Source organism: Streptomyces sp. AC627_RSS907, from assembly GCF_019049165.1.
In genome coordinates, this window is sequence record NZ_JAGMUE010000201.1 from 12114 (window position 1) to 30042 (window position 17929).

Below are 17929 nucleotides of genomic sequence, written 5' to 3' on the forward strand. Positions count from 1 at the left end.
TGTGTAGTGAATGGTGCGCCCGAGGGGCGGGGGCTTCTGCCGGTCGGCGGCCGCGGGTGCGGCGTGGCCGCTCGCGCGGTTCCCTCGCCCCTCGCGGGGTGTTGCGCCGACGCCCCCAGGGGCGCGGGGACTGCGCGACAAGCCACGACGCACCCGCGGCCGGCAACGCACCGCACCCTCCCCGCACCCGGCGGAGCCGGCTCGCCGTCCGCCCCGCCGCGGAGTGTCGGGCAGGCAGCCGGGCGGACGGCGTGGACTCGGGCCGCCGCGTTGCACGAGGGGGAGCCGGCGGCCCGGCCGGCCTCTTTCGAGGCAGTTCAGTCAACCCGCCCCGGAACTCTCCGCGACAGCGCGCACACGGTACGGGTGCGCGTACTCCGTTCACACCCCGTGTGAAGACCGACGCACTACGCTGTCGGGACCGAGTCATCCGGGGGGCACCCATGCAGCCCAACACCCTGCTCGACGCGATCCTGGACGAGGCCGGGATCTCGCACGCGGGACTGGCCGCGCACGTCAACCAGGCGGGGCGGGCGCGCGGACTCGCGCTGAGGTACGAACACACCGCCGTCGCACGGTGGCTGAAGGGGCAGCGCCCGCGTGGTCAGGTGCCCGACCTGATCTGCGAGGTCCTCGCGTCCCGGCTGCACCGGACCGTCACCCTCGACGACATCGGCTTCGGTGTGTCCGGCGAACCGGCCGCTCCGCACACCGGCTCACTGTCCGGGTTCGTCGAGCGCGCGACCGCGCTGTGGCGCTCCGACCAGCAGCGGCGCCCGCACGTCCTGGGCGCCCCCGCCCTCACCGGCACGCCCGCCGTGATGCCGGTGTGGGAGTGGGAGAACCCGCCCGAGGACGTGGACGTCTCCCGCGGCGGCCGGCACCGGGTCACCGCGGCCGACCTGGAGATGCTCCGGTGCGCGCGCACCCACTACGAGCAGCTGTACCGCAAGGCCGGCGGCATCGCGACCCGCGCCCGCATCGTCGGCTTCCTCAACTCGGAGGCCGCCCCGCTGCTGCGCGGCAGCTACACGGACGCCACCGGCCGCCAGCTCCACCGGGCCACCGGCGGTCTCGTGGCGGTCGCCGGCATCTGCGCGTACGACTCCGACGCGCACGGCCTCGCCCAGCGCTACTTCCACCAGGCGCTCAGGCTCGCGAAGGCCAGCGGTGACCGGGGACTGGGCGCCTATGTCATCGCCCTGCTGGTCAACCAGGCGCTGTTCATGCGGGAGTACCGCCAGGCCGTGGCCTTCGCCGAGGCCGCCCTGCGCACCGCCGGCCGGCACATCACCCCGGCCCTCGCCTCCGACCTGTACGCGATGCAGGCGAAGGCGTACGCGCACCTCGGCGACGGCACGAGCGCCCTGTCCTGCATCCGGCGGGCCGAGCGGGCCGCCGAACGCATCCGGCGCGGATACGAACCCGACGAGACCGGCTACGTCCAGCCCGGTCTGGTCAACGTCCAGGTGGCCGAGGCGCTGCTGAGCCTCGGCGAACTCACGGCGGCCGGGGAGCACGCCGCGGCGGCCGTCGACAACCCCGCCCACGACCGGGGCCGTGTGCACCGGCTCGCCATGCTCAGCACGATCGAACTGCGCCAGGGCCACGCCGACAAGGCGGCCGCCACCGCGGTGCGGATGGCCGAACAGGCCCGGGGAATGGAGTCGCAGCGACTGCGGGACAGACTGCGCGCGGTGCGCGAGCATCTGGTGCGCAACGGGTGCGCGGGCACGGCCGAGGCCGCCGAACTCATCGACGGCGCGCTGCGCGTACCGCTCTAGCCCGGCCCGTCGCCCTGGGGACTGCGCCCGCCACTGCTCCGTGAGCGGCGTCGTACGCCTGCTGCCGGACCGCTCCTGCTGCGATATTGCCACCTACTCAAGGAAAGGTGGCAGAACCGTGCAGTGGACGAAACAGAACGAACAAACTGTGTATTCAAATCGCTGGTTCCGGGTCAATCTCGCCGACGTCGCGCTCCCGGACGGCCGGCACCTCGACCACTTCCTCATACGGATGCGCCCCGTCGCCGTCGCCACGGTCGTGAACGAGGCCAACGAGGTCCTCCTGCTGTGGCGGCACCGCTTCATCACCGACAGCTGGGGCTGGGAGCTCGCGGCCGGTGTCGTCGAGGACGGCGAGGACGTCGCGGCGGCGGCGGCCAGGGAACTGGAGGAGGAGACCGGCTGGCGGCCGGGACCACTGCACCACCTCATGAGCGTGGAGCCGTCCAACGGCCTCACCGACGCCCGGCACCACATCTACTGGGCCGAGGAGGGCGCGTACGTCGGACACCCCGTGGACGACTTCGAGTCGGACCGCCGGGAGTGGGTCCCGCTCAAACTCGTTCCCGACCTCGTCGCCCGCGGGGAGGTCCCGGCCGCCAACATGGCGGCGGCGTTACTCCTGCTGCATCACCTCAGGCTCGGGCAGGACACCCCGCCCGGCCCCGGCGGGGGTGTCTAACGGCCGAGGGCCTGCCAGACCGCCACGACCAGGGCGCCCACGGCGGTGACGACCGCGACCGAGGGAAGCGGCCAGCGGGCGTGTTCCAGGGCGGTCAGCCGTGCGTGAAGGTCCTCCAGCTCCTTGGCGCTCTCCTCGGTGCGGTGGGAGAGCAGGGCCAGTCCGCCCTCGACGCGGGCGTGGGCCACGTCCAGTCGGCGTCGTAACTCCGCGAGTTCTCCCTGAACGACGGAATGCCCGGGATCGGCGGTCACGAACCGCTCCTTTCCGTAGTCGTCTCACATCCCTTGCATGTGCATGGTGAGTCAACCCGCCTGGTGGGCGCGTGGGGAGAGTGTGTGGAGAGCATATGCGGGCCCGGCGCGCACACGGTGTGTGAACGCCGCGGGCCCGGCACCTCGTCCGGTGCCGGGCCCGCGGGGCGTCACTCCTCGTGGTCAGGCGTAGGAGTAGAAGCCCGATCCGCTCTTGCGGCCGAGCCGCCCCGCGTCGACCATCCGCTGGAGCAGCGGCGGCGCGGCGTACAGGGGCTCCTTGTATTCCTCGTACATCGAGTACGCGACCGAGGCGACCGTGTCCAGGCCGATCAGGTCGGCCAGCTTCAGCGGGCCCATCGGGTGGGCGCAGCCCATCTCCATGCCGTTGTCGATGTCCTCGCGGCTGGCGATGCCCGACTCGAACATCCGGATCGCGGAGAGCAGGTAGGGGATCAGCAGCGCGTTGACCACGAACCCCGAGCGGTCCTGGGCGCGGATGGAGTGCTTGCCGAGCACCTTCTCGGTGAAGAGCTGCGCCCGGCTGAGCGTGCCCTCGGAGGTGGTGAGCGCCGGGATCAGCTCGACGAGCTGCTGCACCGGGGCCGGGTTGAAGAAGTGGATGCCGATGACGTGGTCGGGCCGCGAGGTGGCGACCGCCAGCTTCACCAGCGGGATCGAGGAGGTGTTGGAGGCCAGGATCGCGTCCGGGCGGGTCACGACCTGGTCGAGCACCTGGAAGATCTCGGTCTTGACCTGCTCGTTCTCGACGACGGCCTCGATCACCAGATCACGGTCGGCGAACTCGCCGAGGTCGGTGGTGAAGCTGAGGCGCGCCTGCGTCGCGTCCCGCTCCTCCTCGGTGATCTTGCCGCGCTCGGCGGCCTTGGTCAGCGAGTTGTACAGCCGGGTGCGGCCGATCTCCAGAGCCTCGCCGGTGGTCTCGGCGACCATCACCTCCAGACCGGAGCGGGCGCACACCTCGGCGATGCCCGCTCCCATCTGACCGCAGCCCACCACGCCGACGCGTGTGATATCTCCCGAGATGCCGGTCACATCGTCCCTTTCGCTGATCTACGGCTGTGGCGGCAGGCCGGCCGGGTTTCCGGCGCCTGCTCCGATCGAGCACGTTACCTCCGAATGGCCACGGATCCGTCCTCCGGGTCGGGCATGCTGAGGGGCCGTAGACGATCCGTGACCGTGCGGATCCGCAGCGTTCAGGAGGTCTTGCCATGGGCGGTGTCTCGCGTCGTGCCTTCGCGGTGGCGGCCGTGTCGGCGTTGGCCATGACGCCCCGGGCGTCGGCGGCGCCGGTGCCGTCGGGCGCACCGGCTCCGTCGGCGGTCCCGGGGCCCGCCGCGTCGTCGCCCTCACGCCGTGCCGTCGACGAGATGCGGGGCATGTGGCTGGCCACGGTGGCCAACCGCGACTGGCCCTCCCGTGCGGGGCTGCGCGCCTCCGAGCAGCGCGCGGAGCTGGTCGAGTACCTCGACACGGCGGTCCGGCACCGCCTGAACACGGTGTTCTTCCAGGTCCGGCCCACGGCCGACGCCCTGTGGCCGTCGGCGCACGAACCCTGGTCCGAGTACCTGTCCGGCAGCCAGGGACGTGACCCCGGCTGGGACCCGCTGGGCACGGCCGTGAAGGAGGCCCACGCCCGCGGACTGGAGCTGCACGCCTGGTTCAACCCGTACCGCGTCGCCACGCACGACGACCCGTCCCGTCTGCTGCCCTCCCACCCCGCGCGCAGGCACCCCGAGTGGGTGGTGCCCTACGGAGGGAAGCTCTACTACGACCCCGGGCGGCCCGAGGTCCGGGCCTTCGTCCAGGACGCGATGCTCGACGCGGTGGAGAAGTACGCCGTGGACGGCGTCCACTTCGACGACTACTTCTACCCCTATCCGGTGGCGGGCCAGAGCTTCGACGACGGCGCCGCCTACCGCGCCCACGGCGGCGGCTTCTCCACCAGGGCGGCCTGGCGGCGCCACAACATCGATCTGCTGGTGCGCGAGACGGCGGACCGCGTCAAGAAGATCAGGCCGGCCGCCGCCTTCGGCGTCAGCCCCTTCGGGGTCTGGCGGAACGCCACCACCGACGAGCGGGGCTCGGACACGCGCGCGGGCGTGCAGACGTACGACGACCTCCACGCCGACACCCGGAAGTGGGTGCGGGAGGGCTGGCTCGACTACATCGTGCCGCAGTTGTATTGGTTGGCACAACCGCTTGACCAGCAGGTTCCTGCGAACTATGCCGTCCTGGTCGACTGGTGGAGCCGTGTGGTGAGGGGGACCGGGACAGAGCTCTACATCGGGGAGGCGCTGTACAAGGTCGGGGCCGCAGGACAGCCGGCCCAGTGGTCCGATCCCGCTGAGCTTTCCCGACACTTGGATTTGTGCAGTACGTACCCCGAGGTTCGGGGCAACATCTTCTTCTCGGCGAAGGAGGTCGGTCAGGATCCTCTCGGTGCCATGAGCCTGCTCGTTAATAAGCACTACCGAGGTTCGCCGTGAGCCGAGGCAGGAGAGGCGCCTTCACTGCGAGGGCGCAAGGCAACCGGAATGATCTATTCGCGATTTGTCCTACGTACAGCCGACCGCAGCTGTACTGGAACATCGGCCTGGACGCCGCCGACTACGCGAAGCTGCTCCCCTGGTGGGCGGAGGTGGCCAGGGGCAGCCGGACGCGGCTGTACGTGGGGGAGGCGCTGTACAAGGCCGGGGCCCCCGCGCAGCCGGAGGCCTGGCGGGACCCGGCCGAACTGTCCCGGCACCTCGCACTGGCCGAGAAGTACCCGCAGGTGCGCGGACACGTCTTCTTCTCCGCGAAGGACGTGGCCGGGGACCGCAACGGAGCGATGGCACGGGTGACCGCCGACCACTACACGCGGCCGGCCGGCCCCCCGCGTTGAGCTAGAGCTGTGTCTCCCTGTGCCGGATCTCGGAGTCGGGGCCGGGCGAGCACACGGCCTCGTGCCCGTCCTGGAACCGGACGCGGTACGGGGGAGTGCCCTCCTTGCCCATGACTTCGACGATCTCCGCGACCTTGTCGTGCTCACCGACCACCCGGCCGTGCTGGACCAGCTGGTCGCCCTTGGATGCGTGCATCGCGAGGCCTCCTCACCTGTGTGCCGCTCAGCCCCGGGCCCGCTGGGTGACCGCGATGCACACCAGTACCGCGGCCGCCGTCAGCGGAGCGGCCACCGTCAGGTGCTCGCCCAGGAGAAGTACCGACCACACCAGTGTGAGCAGCGGCTGCGCCAGCTGCAACTGGCTGGCCTTCGGGATGCCGATGGCCGCCATGCCCCGGTACCAGACGACCAGGCCGAGGAACTGCGAGCCCGCCGCCACCCACAGCAGCCCGGTCACACTGTGCGCCGTCAGGTGCACCGGCTCGAACGACAGGGCCACGGCGGCCATCGGCACCGTCAGCGGCACGCACAGCACCAGCGCCCAGCCGATGACCTGCCAGCCCGGCATCACCCGGGCCAGCCGGCCGCCCTCGGTGTAGCCGGCCGCGCACACCAGCAGCGCCGCGAAGAGATACGCGTCGGCCGTGGTCAGGGCCCCGCCGCTCTGCTGCACCGTGAAGGCGAGCACGGCCGCCGCACCGGCCAGGGCCGCGATCCAGAAGGTGCGCGAGGGGCGGGTGCCGATGCGCAGGGCGGACAGCAGCGCGGTGGTGAGCGGGAGCAGGCCGACCACCACGGCGGCGTGGGCGGTGGTGGAGGTGCGCAGCGCGAGCGTGGTCAGCAGCGGGAAGCCGAGGACCACCCCCGCGGCCACCACGGCGAGCCCGAACCAGTGCCGCCGCTCGGGCGGCGGCACCCTCAGGGCCAGCAGACAGCCGCCGGCGATCACCGCGGCGAGGACGCTGCGCACGGCGATCAGGGACCAGGGGCCGAACCCCTCCAGGCCCCAGGCGGTGGCGGGAAAGGTGAGGGAGAAGGCGACGACTCCGAGGCCGGCCTGGAGGGTGCCGAAGGACGGCCCGGCGGTTCCCGTGCCCGGGTTGTCGACCGCTATCCCGGCCGATGTGGTAGCGCTACTCTGTGTTCTCATGCAAGAGCGTAGCAGTGTGGCTGACCTGGCGAGCAGACTGAGGCTGGAGCTCGACCGCTACTCACCTGGTGGAAAGCTGCCGTCCAGCCGGGCCCTCGTCGACCGGTTCCGGGTGAGCCCGGTGACCGTCTCCCGCGCCCTGGCGCAGCTGGCCGCCGAGGGGCTGGTGGTCACCCGGCCCGGCGCCGGGGCCTTCCGTGCCGAGTCCCGCCCGGTGGCCGCGCCCGCCGGGGACACCTCCTGGCAGGAGGTCACCCTGAGCGCCGACGGCGCCGCCGACCTCGTGCCGCGCTCCGTGGACGCTTCCGGGGTCCTGGCCTCGCTGGCCGCCCCGCCGCCCGGCGTCGTGGAGTTCAACGGCGGCTACCTGCATCCGTCCCTGCAGCCGGAGCGGGCGATGGCCGCGGCCCTGTCCCGGGCCGGACGGCGGCCCGGAGCCTGGGGGCGGCCGCCGATGGAGGGGCTCGCCGAGCTGCGGGAGTGGTTCGCGCGCAGCATCGGCGGGGCCATCACGCCCGCGGAGGTGCTGGTCACCGCGGGCGGACAGTCGGCGCTGACGACCGCCCTGCGCGCCCTCGCCCCGCCCGGCGCCCCCGTACTCGTCGAGTCGCCGACGTACCCGGGCATGCTGGCCATCGCCCGGGCGGCCGGCCTGCGCCCGGTGCCGGTTCCGGTGGACGCGGACGGCGTGCGGCCGGCCCTGCTCGCCGACGCCTTCCGTGCGACCGGCGCCCGTGTCTTCGTCTGCCAGCCGCTGTTCCAGAACCCGACCGGCGCGGTGCTCGCCCCCGGGCGGCGCGGTGAGGTGCTGCGCATCGCCCGCGAGGCCGGAGCCTTCGTCGTGGAGGACGACTTCGTGCGGCGGCTCGTGCACGAGGACGCGGGGCCGCTGCCCGTGCCGCTCGCCGCCGACGACCCGGACGGCGTGGTCGTCCACGTCTGCTCGTTGACCAAGGCGACCTCGCCCAGCTTCCGGGTCGGCGCCCTGGCCGCGCGCGGCCCGGTGCTGGAGCGGCTGCGGGCCATCCAGGTCGTCGACACCTTCTTCGTGCCCAGGCCCCTCCAGGAGGCGGCCCTGGAACTCGTCGGCTCGCCCGCCTGGCCGCGTCATCTGAGGGCGGTCTCGGCGGAGTTGAGGACCCGCCGGGACGCGATGACGTCCGCGCTGCGCCTGCACCTGCCCGAGCTGTCGCTGCCCCACGTCCCGTCCGGCGGCTACCATCTGTGGCCGCGTCTGCCCGACGGCACCGACGAGGCCGCCCTCACCTCGGCGGCCCTGCGCGCGGGCGTCGCGATCACTCCGGGGCGCCCGTACTTCAGCGCCGAACCCCCGGCCCCCCACCTGAGGCTGAGCTTCGCCGCGGTCGCGGGCGTCGGGGAGATCGCGGAAGGGATACGGCGCCTGCGCACGGCCTGCGCCGAGGTGGGGGGCGGCTGACGCGGGCGGGCGGATATCCGGTCGACGGGGACTCACCGGTCCTGCGAGCATCCCGGCATGACCGGTACACCGAGCCTGCCCGAGGGCTACGAGATCTCCACCGACCCGCACCGGATCGACGCCGGGCGCGTGCACCACTGGCTGGCCACCGACGCGTACTGGGCGCTCGGACGGTCCCGCGAGAAGCAGGACCGGGCGATCGAGGGCTCGCTCAACTTCGGGGTCTACGAGGTGATGTCGGGGGAGCAGGTGGCGTACGCCCGGGTGATCACCGACCGGGCGACCTTCGCCTGGCTGTGCGACGTGTACGTCGCCCCCTCGGCGCGTGGCAAGGGCATCGGAACGGCGCTGGCCGGGGCCGTGCGCGAGCACCTTCGCGCGTACGGGGTGCGGCGCGTCCTGCTCGCCACGCACGACGCGCACGGGGTCTACGCGAAGCTCGGGTTCGCGGCGCTGGAGCGACCGGACGAGTGGATGGCGCTCACCTTCGGCCGGTGACCGGCACCGGCCGGTGACCGGCGCCCGCAGGACCTGGTGCCCGTCCAGGACCTCGGGCCACCCCGCAGCGACCGGAGGCCCCGTAGCCCCATGACCCGCCGGCCCCGCGGGGCCTAGGGTTCCGGCGTCTCGCGGAGGTAGTCCGTCGTGAGCAGCAGGTCCTTGGCCGGGCCGCCCACCCGCCACACGGTCCGCCAGCGGTTCTCGTCGCGGACGGTGAACTCGCCGCGGTACAGGTCGGCGGCGCACGGGTGGTCGGCCACATGGTGCCCCGAGGCCAGGTCCAGGCCGTGGAAGGGCCGGCCGTCAGCGAAGCGCACGTCGGCGGTGCCGGCCGTGGCCCCCCGTTCGTAGCGCAGCGTCCGTTCGGCGGGGCGGGTCACGCCCTGCCAGGTGAAGGCGCCGGACTCCCGGCTCAGCAGCCCGCCGCCCGGGAGCGCGTCGAACACCGTCGTCCCCTCGAAACGCCCTTCGCCGCCGCCGGCCAGATCCCGCACCGTCCGCTCGGTGCGCCACCTGCCCGCGAGATACGCCAGCACGTCCGGCACCGGCCACAACTCGCCCATTTCCACCCGCTCTCCCTCCCCGGCCCACTGGTTGCTGCGCGACCCATTGACGCGCCTGCGCCCCCTCCCTATGTTGCCGTTCGAAGTGCTGACCAACGTCCGATATTTCGAACGACTAGTGAGAGCCGCGGAGTATCCATGTCACGCACCCGCTGGAGACTCGGTCTCAGCGTCACCGCCCTCCTGTCGGCCTCGGCCCTGCTGCCGTCGCCGGCGCACGCGGAGGCCGTCACCGACTACGCGATCACCGTCGACCCGTCCACCAGGGGCGCCGCGATCGACGACACGATGTACGGCGTCTTCTACGAGGACATCAACCGGGCCGCCGACGGTGGTCTGTACGCCGAGCTCGTGCAGAACCGGTCCTTCGAGTACTCCACCGCCGACAACGCCTCGTACACGCCGCTCACCTCGTGGACGGCCGACGGCGCGGCCAAGGTGGTGAACGACGACGGCCGGCTGGCCGAGCGCAACCGCAACTACCTCTCCCTGGGGGCCGGTTCCTCGGTCACCAACGCCGGCTACAACACCGGCATCCGGGTGGAGAAGGGCAAGAGGTACGACTTCTCGGTGTGGGCCCGCGCCGAGAACGGCACCACCCTCACCATCACCCTCCGGGATGCCGCGGGCACCCTCGCGAAGGTCCGCCAGGTGGCCGCGAAGGGGCAGTGGCGCAAGTACACCGCCACGTTCACCGCCACCCGCACCAGCAGCCACGGCCGCCTCGCCGTGGCCACGACCGCGCCGGCCGCCCTCGACATGGTGTCGCTCTTCCCCCGCGACACCTACAAGGGGCAGCCCGGCGGCCTGCGCAAGGACCTCGCCGAGAAGATCGAGGCCCTCGAACCCGGCTTCCTGCGCTTCCCCGGCGGCTGCCTGGTCAACACCGGCTCCATGGAGGACTACAGCGAGGCCTCCGGCTGGCAGCGCAAGCGGTCCTACCAGTGGAAGGACACCATCGGCCCGGTCGAGCAGCGCGCCACCAACACCAACTTCTGGGGTTACAACCAGAGTTACGGCCTCGGCTACTACGAGTACTTCCGCTTCGCCGAGGACATCGGCGCCATGCCCCTGCCCGTCGTGCCCGCCCTGGTGACCGGCTGCGGCCAGAACAAGGCCGTCGTCGACGACGCGCTGCTGAAGCGGCACATCCAGGACACCCTGGACCTCATCGAGTTCGCCAACGGACCGGTCACCTCGACGTGGGGCAAGAAGCGCGCGCAGATGGGCCACCCCAAGCCCTTCCACCTCACCCACCTGGAGGTCGGCAACGAGGAGAACCTCCCGGTCGAGTTCTTCGAGCGCTTCAAGGCGTTCCGCGCCGCCATCGAGGCGAAGTACCCGGACGTCACCGTCGTCTCCAACTCCGGCCCGGACGACTCCGGGACCACCTTCGACACCGCATGGCGGCTCAACCGCGAGGCCGGCGTCGACATGGTCGACGAGCACTACTACAACAGCCCGCAGTGGTTCCTCCAGAACAACGACCGCTACGACTCGTACGACAGGAAGGGCCCGAAGGTCTTCCTCGGCGAGTACGCCTCCCAGGGCAACGCCTGGAAGAACGCGCTGTCCGAGGCGGCGTTCATGACCGGCCTGGAGCGCAACGCGGACGTCGTCAAGCTCGCCTCCTACGCCCCGCTGCTCGCCAACGAGGACTACGTGCAGTGGAAGCCGGACCTGATCTGGTTCAACAACCACGCGTCCTGGAACTCGGCCAACTACGAGGTCCAGAAGCTGTTCATGAACAACGTCGGTGACCGCGTCGTGCCCTCGAAGGCGACCGGCACGCCGCACGTCAGCGGGCCCATCACCGGTGCCGTCGGCCTGTCGACCTGGGCGACGAGCGCGGCGTACGACGACGTGAAGGTGACGTCGGCGCAGGGGGCGACGCTGCTCAGCGACGACTTCTCCGGTGACGCCTCGAAGTGGAAGCACTCGGGTGCCGGCAGCTGGAGCGTGCGCGACGGCGAGTACGTCCAGACGGACGCCGCCGCCGAGAACACCCTGGTCACGGCCGGTGACCCGGCGTGGAAGGACTACGACCTGCATGTGAAGGCCACCAAGAAGTCCGGCAAGGAGGGCTTCCTGGTCGCCTTCGGTGTCAAGGACACCGGCAACTACTACTGGTGGAACCTGGGCGGCTGGAACAACACCCAGTCCGCCGTCGAACAGGCCTCGGACGGCGGCAAGTCCACGCTCCTGTCGAAGGCCGGGTCGATCGAGACGGGCCGTGCCTACGACATCGACATCAAGGTGCGGGGCCGGCAGGTGACCCTCTACCTCGACGGCAAGGAGTGGGGCAGCTTCACCGACGACAAGCCGGCCGAGCCGTTCCGTCAGATCGTCACCGAGGACGCGCGCACCGGTGAACTGATCGTCAAGGTCGTCAACGCCCAGAACACGGCGGCCCGCACGGCCGTCGACCTCGGCCGCGCCAAGGTCGCCTCCAAGGCCCGCGTCACCACGCTGGCCGCCGACCAGGACGCGGTCAACACCGAGACGGACACACCGGTGACCCCGGTGACGTCGACCTTCTCCGGGGTGGCGAGCAAGTTCACCTACACCTTCCCGGCGAACTCGGTGACGTTCCTGCGGATCAACCAGCGGTAACCCGCGGCAGCGGGCCCGGGACGGCCGACTCACCGGCAGACGCGGCCGTCCCGGGCCCCGCATGGTTCCCGACGCGGCCCGGCGGGGCTCCACCGGACGGTCACTCGTCCGGACCCGCCGGCCCGTGGCCGACGAGCGCACCCGGCCGCCACCCCGGACCGGAACGCCGACCGAACCGCCGGACGGGACCCTCGGCACACTGGATTGCATAAACGTGCAGCGAAACGTATAGTCATGCCAACCAGGAGGAGGGTTTTCCATGGCGGTACGTGCGGCGGTGGCCGGAGCGAGTGGGTACGCGGGCGGTGAGCTGCTGCGTCTGCTCCTGACGCACCCCGGGGTCGAGATCGGCGCCCTGACCGGCAACTCCAACGCCGGACAGCGGCTCGGCGCGCTCCAGCCGCATCTGCTGCCGCTGGCCGGCCGGGTGCTGGAACCGACCACGCCCGAGACGCTCGCCGGACACGACGTCGTCTTCCTCGCGCTGCCGCACGGGCAGTCCGCCGCCGTGGCCGAGCGGCTCGGGCCGGACGTGCTCGTCGTGGACATGGGCGCCGACTTCCGGCTCGAGGACGCCGCCGACTGGGAGGCCTTCTACGGCTCCCCGCACGCCGGCACCTGGCCCTACGGCCTCCCGGAACTGCCGGGTGCCCGCGCCGCGCTGGAGGGGTCCAAGCGCATCGCGGTACCCGGTTGCTACCCGACCGCCGTGTCACTGGCGCTCTTCCCCGCCTACGCCGCGAGCCTCGCCGAGCCCGAGGCCGTGATCGTCGCCGCCTCCGGCACCTCCGGCGCGGGCAAGGCGGCCAAGCCGCACCTGCTGGGCAGCGAGGTCATGGGCTCCATGTCGCCGTACGGCGTCGGCGGCGGCCACCGGCACACCCCCGAGATGATCCAGAACCTCGGCGCGGTCGCCGGCGAGCCGGTCACCGTCTCCTTCACGCCGACCCTCGCACCGATGCCCCGCGGCATCCTCGCCACGTGCAGCGCCAAGGCCCGCCCCGGCGTCACCGCGGAATCGGTCCGCACCGCCTACGAGAAGGCCTTCGCCGACGAGCCCTTCGTCCACCTCCTGCCCGAGGGCCAGTGGCCCGCGACCGCGTCCGTCCACGGTTCCAACGCCGTTCAGGTGCAGGTCGCGTACGACGCCGCCGCGCGCCGCATCATCGCCATCAGCGCCATCGACAACCTGGCCAAGGGCACCGCGGGCGGTGCCGTCCAGAGCATGAACATCGCCCTGGGTCTCGACGAGACCACCGGACTGACGACGATCGGAGTTGCGCCGTGAGCGTGACGGCAGCGAAGGGATTCACCGCGGCGGGCATCGCCGCCGGGATCAAGGAGAACGGCAACCCCGACCTGGCCCTCGTGGTCAACACCGGTCCCCGACGCGCGGCCGCGGGCGTCTTCACCTCCAACCGCGTCAAGGCCGCGCCCGTCCTGTGGTCCGAGCAGGTGCTGAAGAGCGGGCAGCTGACCGCCGTCGTGCTGAACTCCGGCGGGGCCAACGCCTGTACCGGCCCCCAGGGCTTCCAGGACACGCACGCCACCGCGGAGAAGGCCGCCGAGGTGCTCGGGACGGGCGCGGGCGAGGTCGCCGTCTGCTCGACGGGACTCATCGGCGTCCTCCTGCCCATGGACAAGCTGCTCCCGGGCGTCGAGACGGCCGCCGGTCAGCTCTCCGAGCACGGCGGCGAGAAGGCCGCCATCGCCATCAAGACCACCGACACCGTGCACAAGACGTCCGTCGTCACCCGGGACGGCTGGACCGTCGGCGGGATGGCCAAGGGCGCCGGCATGCTCGCCCCCGGCCTCGCCACCATGCTCGTCGTCCTCACGACCGACGCCGACCTGGACGCCGGGGCGCTCGACCGCGCGCTGCGCGCCGCCACCCGGGTCACCTTCGACCGGGTCGACTCCGACGGCTGCATGTCCACCAACGACACGGTGCTCCTGCTGGCCTCCGGCGCTTCGGGCATCACCCCGGAGTACGCCGCGTTCGCCGAGGCCGTACGGACCGTCTGCGACGACCTCGGCCAGCAGCTCATCCGGGACGCCGAGGGCGCCAGCAAGGACATCAAGGTCGAGGTCGTGAACGCCGCGAGCGAGGAGGACGCCGTCCAGGTGGGCCGCACCATCGCCCGCAACAACCTCCTCAAGTGCGCCGTCCACGGCGAGGACCCCAACTGGGGCCGCGTCCTGTCCGCCATCGGCACCACGTCCGCCGCCTTCGAGCCGGACCGGCTGGGCGTCGCCATCAACGGCGTCTGGGTCTGCAAGAACGGCGGCGTCGGCGAGGACCGCGAGCTGGTCGACATGCGCTACCGCGAGGTCCACATCGTCGCCGACCTCGCCGCCGGTGACGCCACCGCCACCATCTGGACCAACGACCTCACCGCCGACTACGTCCACGAGAACAGCGCCTACTCCTCATGAGCAACGGAAGCAACGGACCCACCCGGAAACACACCGCGCTCCCCAAGGCCGAGATCCTCATCGAGGCACTGCCCTGGCTGACCCGGCACCACGGCAAGACGGTCGTCATCAAGTTCGGCGGCAACGCCATGGTGAACGAGGACCTCAAGGCCGCCTTCGCCCAGGACGTCGTCTTCCTGCGCCACGCCGGCCTGAAGCCCGTCGTCGTGCACGGCGGCGGCCCGCAGATCAGCCGGGCGCTCGACAAGGCCGGCATCGTCAGCGAGTTCAGGGCCGGCCTGCGCGTCACCACCGAGGACGCCATGGACGTCGTAAGGATGGTGCTGGCCGGCCAGGTCCAGCGGGAGCTGGTCGGGCTGCTCAACCGGCACGGACCGCTCGCCGTCGGACTCACCGGCGAGGACGCGCACACCATCACCGCCACCAGGCACCAGCCCGAGATCGACGGCGAACTCGTCGACATCGGACGGGTCGGTGAGATCACCGAGATCGACACCGGCGCCATCGAGGCGCTGCTCGCCGACGGCCGCATCCCGGTCGTCTCGTCGGTCGCCCGTTCCCAGGACGATCACCATGTCTACAACGTCAATGCTGATACGGCGGCTGCGGCACTCGCTGCGGCGCTCGGCGCCGAGACTCTCATGGTCCTCACCGACGTCGAGGGCCTCTACGAGGACTGGCCGGACTCCGACGAGGTGATCAGCCGCCTCACCGCGTCCCAGCTGGAGAAGCTGCTGCCCGAGCTGTCCTCGGGCATGGTGCCGAAGATGGAGGGCTGCCTGCACGCCGTGCGCAACGGTGTCACCACCGCCCGCGTCATCGACGGCCGGGTCCAGCACTCGATCCTGCTGGAGATCTTCACCGACGAGGGCATCGGCACGATGGTCGTGCCGGACGAACAGGGGGAGCCGTGAGCAACGAAGAGCTGACCGAGCGGTGGCAGGGCGCGCTCATGAACAACTACGGCACGCCGCGCCTGCCCCTGGTGCGGGGTGAGGGCACCCGGCTCTGGGACGCCGACGGCAAGGAGTACCTCGACTTCGTCGGCGGCATCGCGGTCAACGCGCTCGGCCACGCCCATCCGGCGGTGGTCGAGGCGGTGAGCCGGCAGATCGCCTCCCTCGGCCACGTCTCCAACCTCTTCGTCTCCGAACCACCCGTCGCCCTCGCCGAACGGCTGCTCCAGCACTTCGGCCGCGACGGCAAGGTCTACTTCTGCAACTCCGGCGCCGAGGCCAACGAGGGCGCCTTCAAGATCGGCCGGCTGACCGGGCGACCGCACATGGTCGCCACCGAGGGCGGCTTCCACGGCCGCACCATGGGCGCCCTGGCGCTCACCGGGCAGCCCGGCAAGCGGGAGCCGTTCCTGCCCCTGCCCGGCGACGTCACGCACGTGCCGTACGGCGACCCGCAGGCACTGGCCGCCGCGGTCACCGAGGAGACCGCCCTCGTCGTCATCGAGCCGATCCAGGGCGAGAACGGCGTCGTCGTGCCGCCCCCCGGCTACCTGAAGGCCGCCCGGGCCATCACCGCCGCCACCGGTGCCCTGCTGGTGCTGGACGAGGTGCAGACCGGCGTCGGCCGGACCGGGCACTGGTTCGAGTACCAGGCCCACGAGGGCGTCCTGCCGGACGTCGTGACCCTCGCCAAGGGCCTCGGCGGCGGACTGCCGCTCGGCGCGACGGTCGCCTTCGGACGCGCCGCCGAACTCCTCCGGCCCGGCCAGCACGGCACGACCTTCGGCGGCAACCCGGTCGCCTGCGCCGCCGGACTCGCCGTCCTCGACACCATCGCGGACGACGGACTGCTGGAGAACGTGAAGCGGCAGAGCGAGAAGATCCGCGGCGGCGTCGAGGCGCTGGGCCACCCCTTGGCCGCCCACGTCCGGGGTGCCGGCCTCCTCCTGGGTATCGTGCTCACCGAGCCGCTCGCGCCCAAGGTGCAGCAGGCGGCTCAGGACGCCGGAATCCTGGTGAACGCGCCCGCACCCGATGTCGTACGGCTGATGCCCGCGCTGAATCTCGGCGACGACGTGGTGGAGGCGTTCCTCGGGGCGCTGCCCGGCATCCTTGACCAGGCCCACGGGGACGGACGATCCGGAGAATGAGACGACGATGAGCCAGGCGCAGGAGCACGAGCAGACGGCGGGGCCTGCCCTGCCGCAGACCCGCACCGCACGCCACCGCCGGATCGTGGACATCCTCAACCGGCAGGCCGTGCGCTCCCAGAGCCAGCTGGCGAAGCTGCTCGCCGACGACGGGCTGACCGTCACCCAGGCGACGCTCTCCCGGGATCTGGACGAGCTGAACGCGGTGAAGATCCGCAACACCGACGGCGACCTCATCTACGCGGTGCCCAGCGAGGGCGGCTTCCGCACCCCGCGGGCCCCGCTCGGTGAGTCGGCCAAGGAGGAGCGGATGCGGCGCCTGTCCGCGGAGCTGCTGATCTCCGCGGAGGCGTCCGCGAACCTCGTGGTCCTGCGGACCCCTCCGGGGGCGGCGCAGTTCCTCGCCTCGGCCATCGACCAGGCGGAGCTGCACGACATCCTGGGGACCATCGCCGGCGACGACACGGTGCTGCTGATCAGCCGCGGACCCACGGGCGGCCAGGCGCTGGCGGACCACTTGCTGCGACTGGCCCAGAACGAGCACTGACCGCCGCGCGGGCTTCGGCCGTCACCAGGGCGCGGGTGGTCCGCGGCCGGTCGTGGCCGAGCCCCCCGCCGGCCGGCGCGGCGTGGCCCCGCACGATCAGAAGGACGCCACACGCCCGCCCCGCCGCGAGCGTGGCGGATCCCGTGCCGGTACTCCCGCCTCCGTTCAGTAGCGCGTGACGGCCGTCGCCCCGCCGGAGGTGCCGATCGCGATGTGCGGCGCGGCGTCCGGGTCGGCCCACCGCAGGATGCGCCGCATCGCCCGGGCCGACACCGACACGCAACCGGCCGTGGCACCGCGCCCGTTGACGTGCAGGAAGATCCCCGCACCGCGCCCGCGCACCGGGCGGTGGTAGTTGAAGCCGACGACCAGGGCGTGCGCGTACTGCACCGGAAAGGTGATCAGGTGCTCGGCCTCGGCCGCGCGGCAGTCGGCGGGGCGCGGCTCGGTCCAGCGGTTGTAGGAGCGGGAGGCGTTGTCCTGGCACCACCAGGAGTCCTGGCGCACCGGGCGGTACCGGTACGCCGTCCCGCGCGGTGCCGCCTCGGTGCCGAAGGCGTAGGGCAGGTCGTAGAGCCCGGTGGGGGTGGTGTCCGTGCCCTGCCGGCGGGTCGCGCCGTCGGCCAGTCCGCCGGCCCCGAAGCGGGCGGCCGCGGAACCGGCCCGCACCCATGTGCCGTCCCGGAGGTCCCACCAGGTGACCCGGCCCGTCGTCGAGCCGGTCACCGGGGCGACCGCGGTGATCAGCTGGGTGCCGCCGCCGGTGTCCGCCATCAGGGCGGGCAGCGGCCGGGGAGCGGGCCCGTCGGCGGGCGCGGCACCGGGCACGAGGAGGGATGCGGAGACGAGGGCGGCGACGACACCGGGACGCATGGTTCGGACGGTAGGCGGGGGCGGCGGCGACGGCAGCCCGGGAGGGCCGTCCGGGCCCGTGGCCGCCGCCGTG

The 17929-nt window shown here is 72.1% G+C and carries 17 protein-coding genes and 1 pseudogene; 12 read left to right on the forward strand and 6 right to left on the reverse strand.

The annotated features are described in order from the left end of the window. Positions 1-443 precede the first annotated feature (443 nt). Entirely contained in the window at positions 444-1784 is a 1341-nt protein-coding gene (locus KUM32_RS31515; protein ID WP_217145369.1) for a transcriptional regulator, read from the forward strand. Positions 1785-1902: 118 nt separating this feature from the next. Beyond that, on the forward strand, positions 1903-2466 hold the full coding sequence (locus KUM32_RS31520) for an NUDIX domain-containing protein (protein ID WP_217145370.1): 564 nt from the start codon (positions 1903-1905) through the stop codon (positions 2464-2466). On the opposite strand, the gene KUM32_RS31525 is transcribed toward KUM32_RS31520, so the two are convergent. Then, positions 2463-2720 carry a hypothetical protein gene (locus KUM32_RS31525; RefSeq protein WP_217145371.1) on the reverse strand — a complete coding sequence of 86 codons (258 nt, stop codon included), beginning with the start codon at positions 2718-2720 and terminating at the stop codon, positions 2463-2465. The genes KUM32_RS31520 and KUM32_RS31525 overlap by 4 nt on opposite strands. Positions 2721-2903: 183 nt before the next feature. Then, positions 2904-3776, reverse strand: a complete 873-nt coding sequence (locus KUM32_RS31530) for a 3-hydroxybutyryl-CoA dehydrogenase (RefSeq protein ID WP_308408764.1) — start codon at positions 3774-3776, stop codon at positions 2904-2906. A gap of 176 nt (positions 3777-3952) precedes the next feature. Between KUM32_RS31530 and KUM32_RS31535 the strand changes: the two genes are divergently transcribed. Together KUM32_RS31535 and KUM32_RS31540 are read left to right on the forward strand one after the other, a co-directional pair. Next, positions 3953-5230, forward strand: coding sequence for a glycoside hydrolase family 10 protein (locus tag KUM32_RS31535; protein ID WP_217145372.1), 1278 nt, complete (start codon positions 3953-3955; stop codon positions 5228-5230). 74 nt (positions 5231-5304) lie between these two features. Beyond that, positions 5305-5628 (forward strand): annotated as a pseudogene (locus KUM32_RS31540) (hypothetical protein); the annotation flags it as partial. A gap of 1 nt (position 5629) precedes the next feature. Here the strand turns inward: KUM32_RS31540 and KUM32_RS31545 are convergent. Both KUM32_RS31545 and KUM32_RS31550 read right to left on the reverse strand, forming a co-directional pair. Further along, the gene (locus KUM32_RS31545; RefSeq protein ID WP_217145373.1) at positions 5630-5824 is read right to left on the reverse strand and encodes a DUF1918 domain-containing protein; all 195 of its coding nucleotides are present in this window, start codon (positions 5822-5824) and stop codon (positions 5630-5632) included. A 27-nt stretch (positions 5825-5851) separates the two neighbouring features. Further along, positions 5852-6778, reverse strand: coding sequence for a DMT family transporter (locus KUM32_RS31550; protein WP_217145374.1), 927 nt, complete (start codon positions 6776-6778; stop codon positions 5852-5854). Between KUM32_RS31550 and KUM32_RS31555 the strand changes: the two genes are divergently transcribed. Next, the gene (locus KUM32_RS31555; protein WP_217145375.1) at positions 6777-8216 is read left to right on the forward strand and encodes a PLP-dependent aminotransferase family protein; all 1440 of its coding nucleotides are present in this window, start codon (positions 6777-6779) and stop codon (positions 8214-8216) included. The two genes, KUM32_RS31550 and KUM32_RS31555, sit on opposite strands and share 2 nt — an antisense overlap. A gap of 57 nt (positions 8217-8273) precedes the next feature. Further along, complete coding sequence (locus KUM32_RS31560) at positions 8274-8714, forward strand: GNAT family N-acetyltransferase (RefSeq protein WP_217145376.1); 441 nt, start codon at positions 8274-8276, stop codon at positions 8712-8714. Between the two features lie 113 nt (positions 8715-8827). Here the strand turns inward: KUM32_RS31560 and KUM32_RS31565 are convergent, their stop codons facing one another. Beyond that, complete coding sequence (locus KUM32_RS31565) at positions 8828-9280, reverse strand: DUF6314 family protein (protein WP_217145377.1); 453 nt, start codon at positions 9278-9280, stop codon at positions 8828-8830. Positions 9281-9418: 138 nt separating this feature from the next. Between KUM32_RS31565 and KUM32_RS31570 the strand changes: the two genes are divergently transcribed. From KUM32_RS31570 to KUM32_RS31595, 6 genes are all read left to right on the forward strand, one after another. Beyond that, positions 9419-11893, forward strand: coding sequence for an alpha-L-arabinofuranosidase C-terminal domain-containing protein (locus tag KUM32_RS31570; RefSeq protein ID WP_217145378.1), 2475 nt, complete (start codon positions 9419-9421; stop codon positions 11891-11893). Between the two features lie 259 nt (positions 11894-12152). Then, entirely contained in the window at positions 12153-13181 is a 1029-nt protein-coding gene (gene argC / locus KUM32_RS31575; protein WP_217145379.1) for an N-acetyl-gamma-glutamyl-phosphate reductase, read from the forward strand. Beyond that, positions 13178-14329: a bifunctional glutamate N-acetyltransferase/amino-acid acetyltransferase ArgJ gene (argJ, locus tag KUM32_RS31580; protein ID WP_217145380.1), complete on the forward strand. Its 1152-nt coding sequence runs from the start codon at positions 13178-13180 to the stop codon at positions 14327-14329. Before argC ends, argJ begins: the two co-directional genes overlap by 4 nt. Continuing rightward, on the forward strand, positions 14326-15243 hold the full coding sequence (gene argB, locus KUM32_RS31585; protein WP_217145381.1) for an acetylglutamate kinase: 918 nt from the start codon (positions 14326-14328) through the stop codon (positions 15241-15243). Before argJ ends, argB begins: the two co-directional genes overlap by 4 nt. Further along, positions 15240-16436 (forward strand): acetylornithine transaminase, encoded by a 1197-nt coding sequence (locus tag KUM32_RS31590; protein ID WP_217145382.1) that lies wholly within the window; start codon positions 15240-15242, stop codon positions 16434-16436. Before argB ends, KUM32_RS31590 begins: the two co-directional genes overlap by 4 nt. Positions 16437-16443: 7 nt before the next feature. After that, positions 16444-16983 carry an arginine repressor gene (locus KUM32_RS31595; protein WP_217145383.1) on the forward strand — a complete coding sequence of 180 codons (540 nt, stop codon included), beginning with the start codon at positions 16444-16446 and terminating at the stop codon, positions 16981-16983. Positions 16984-17148: 165 nt separating this feature from the next. Here KUM32_RS31595 and KUM32_RS31600 read toward each other — a convergent pair whose 3' ends face one another. Then, on the reverse strand, positions 17149-17856 hold the full coding sequence (locus KUM32_RS31600) for a L,D-transpeptidase (protein ID WP_217145384.1): 708 nt from the start codon (positions 17854-17856) through the stop codon (positions 17149-17151). Positions 17857-17929: the final 73 nt, after the last annotated feature.